This window comes from Winogradskyella sp. (assembly GCF_965656915.1).
Lineage (GTDB): Bacteria > Bacteroidota > Bacteroidia > Flavobacteriales > Flavobacteriaceae > Winogradskyella.
Genome location: NZ_CBFHMI010000106.1, coordinates 1 through 3,000, shown reverse-complemented (window position 1 = coordinate 3,000; position 3,000 = coordinate 1). Strand labels below are relative to the sequence as shown.

Below are 3,000 nucleotides of genomic sequence, written 5' to 3'. Positions count from 1 at the left end.
ATTATCTCCGATAGTGCAACGACTTATACTTTTAATTTAAGAACTGATGTTAAATTCCATAAACACCAGTTATTTGGAAAAGACTCAACTCGTTATGTTACAGCGAGTGACTTTGTTTTTAGTTTTAATAGACTTAATGATGAATCTCTGGCTTCACCAGGAAGCTGGGTTTTAAAAAAAGTGAAAGACTTTTCTGCGCTCAATGATTCTACGTTTCAAATTAAACTAAAACAACCATTTCCTGCTTTTTTAGGATTATTAACCATGAAATATTGCTCTGTTGTACCAAAAGAGATTGTTGAACACTACGGCAATGATTTTAGGTCTCACCCAATTGGCACAGGCCCTTTTAAATTCAAACGCTGGGAAGAGAATATTAAACTTGTATTTAGACGAAACAACAATTACTTTGAAACAAATAACAATGGTAAGTCATTACCTTATCTCGAAGCAGTATCCATAACCTTTTTACCAGACAAACAGAGTGAATTTCTTCAGTTTGCACAAGGTAATATAGATTTTGTCTCTGGTTTAGATGCATCTTATAAAGATGAAATTTTAACCTCTGATGGTAAATTACGTTCACAATACAGTGATAATGTAAACATGATTCGTGGCCCATATCTAAACACAGAATATCTGGCCTTTTTTATGGAAACTAAGGTTGAAGAGTTACAAGAGTTAAAACTACGTAAGGCTATAAATCTTGGTTTTGACAGAACTAAAATGATTACATATTTAAGAAATGGTATTGGTGTACCAGCAAACGGTGGATTTATTCCAAAAGGCCTGCCTGGATATGATAACACTATAGGCTTTAACTATCAACCTGAAGAAGCTAAACAGCTAATCACAGAATTTAAATCTGAAACAGGACTATTGAATCCAGAAATTACATTAACAACAACAAGTAATTATCTAAGCTTCTGTGAATTTATACAGCGCGAACTACAGAAAATTGGCATTCAGGTTAATGTAGACGTTATTCCTGCCTCAAGTCTAAAGGATGGAAAAGCAAACGGACAACTCGACTTTTTTAGAGCAAGTTGGGTGGCTGATTATCCTGATGCTGAAAATTATCTATCGTTATATTACAGTGAGAATTTTGCACCAAGTGGTCCAAATTATACGCATTTTAAAAATGTGGAATTTGACCAACTATACGAAAAAACCTATTTAGAAACAGACCCTGAAGTTAGAGCTAAACTATACACTAAAATGGATTCCATTGTGATGGCAAAAGCTCCTATAGTACCTTTATTTTATGATGAAGTGGTAAGGTTTACACGAAAAAGTGTCAATGGTTTAGGTATTAACGCCACAAATCTACTAGAATTAAAATCTGTAAAAAAGACTAAAAATTAGAGAAATAGTACAAATCGTCACCACCTTCTCCTTTATAACGCCTAGAGGTGACGTAACCTGTTGTTAAATCATCATTTAAGAAAAACGCCATATCCTCGCCAGGACTATTAATTGGTGAGTCCAGTGACACAGGAATTTGCTCATCATCCGAAGAATTTAAATCGTATACATATATATCCATTGCTCCTTTCCCTTCTCGTCTATTTGATGAGAAATATAATCTATTATCTGCACTCACAAACGGAAATAATTCTGTCCTAGAAGAATTAATAGTTTCACTTAGTTGTACTGGCTCACCATATGTTTTATGATTGGTTACGGAAACTTTAAATAAATCTGATTTACCTTTTGTTCCTTTTAAATTTGCTACAAAGTATAATGTAGTTCCATCTGGACTTAAAGCAGGATGTGCATAATTATAGTTAGGATCACAAAATTCTAAAGTGACAAAATTCGTCCAGCCTTTTCCCTCTTCATATTCAGCTCGTTGAATTTGTAAATTAAAAGTTTCAATACCCTTTAATTTATTGGTTCCTTTACCAGTATGGTTGGTTGTAAAGTACATGTATTTGCCATCTTTAGAAAACGTTGGTGCTGACATATTAAACTGTCCTAATTCAGTTTTTTCTATGGGTTTCTCATCTACGATTTCACCCGATTCATTTACTTTTCCTTCATAAATAATATAAATATTGCCGTTATATTTATCTTTTATGGCGCGTCCTCTCTTAGACTTTAAATTATGACTAAAATAGACTCTGTCATTTTTTACCACTGCTGAAAAGTGATCTAATTTTGTGTTTAAATCGATATGTTTTACCTCAACATCTTGAGAAAAACTATAGGTAAAGACTAGTAAAAGTAGTAGTGTAAATTTGGTTTTAAACATAATGTTATTCTCTTCTATATTGTTTAGTTTCTTCAAAAACATGTTCTAAAATTGCTTTGTCCTTTTCAGTAAATACTTCCTTTCGTCGTGACATAACTACTTCAGCAACTTCAAATGCTTTATTGGTTTTATAGGTAACAAAGCCTTTGCTTCCTCCCCATGAAAAACTAGGTACAAAGTTTCTAGGAAATCCGCTTCCAAAGATATTAGCACTTACACCAACAACTGTACCAGTATTAAACATGGTATTTATACCACATTTACTATGATCACCCATCATTAAGCCACAAAATTGTAAGCCCGTTTTTGCGAAGCCTTCATTCTGATAGTCCCAAAGTCTAACTTCGGCGTAATTGTTTTTTAGATTACTATTATTAGAATCTGCACCTATATTGCACCATTCGCCCAAAACAGAGTTACCTAAAAACCCATCGTGACCTTTATTAGAAAAACCAAAAATCACTGAGTTATTAACTTCTCCACCAACTTTACTATGCGGCCCAACAGTCGTTGGCCCGTATATTTTACTTGCTAATTTTAAAGTTGCGTTATTGCATAAGGCAAATGGTCCTCTCACTACAGAACCTTCCATTACTTCAGCATCTTTACCAATATATATCGGTCCATTACTGGCGTTAAGGGTTGCGAAATTAATCTTAGCTCCCTTTTCTATGAATATGAGTTCAGGATTTAATGTATTTACAGTTGCAGGAATTGGTTCGGATTGTTTATTCTTAGTTATAAAA

2 protein-coding genes and 1 pseudogene are annotated in these 3,000 nt (G+C 33.6%); 1 reads left to right on the top strand and 2 read right to left on the bottom strand.

All coding sequences use genetic code 11. The features are described 5' to 3' along the window. The coding region (locus ACTG3Y_RS13460) for an ABC transporter substrate-binding protein (RefSeq protein ID WP_439153434.1) at window positions 1-1,365 on the top strand (1,365 nt) is incomplete at its 5' end. On the opposite strand, the gene ACTG3Y_RS13455 is transcribed toward ACTG3Y_RS13460, so the two are convergent. Together ACTG3Y_RS13455 and ACTG3Y_RS13450 are read right to left on the bottom strand one after the other, a co-directional pair. Beyond that, window positions 1,355-2,290 carry a TolB family protein gene (locus tag ACTG3Y_RS13455; protein WP_439153433.1) on the bottom strand — a complete coding sequence of 312 codons (936 nt, stop codon included), beginning with the start codon at window positions 2,288-2,290 and terminating at the stop codon, window positions 1,355-1,357. The genes ACTG3Y_RS13460 and ACTG3Y_RS13455 overlap by 11 nt on opposite strands. After that, window positions 2,259-3,000: pseudogene (locus ACTG3Y_RS13450) on the bottom strand (glucose-1-phosphate thymidylyltransferase); the annotation flags it as partial. The gene ACTG3Y_RS13455 and the pseudogene ACTG3Y_RS13450, both read right to left, overlap by 32 nt.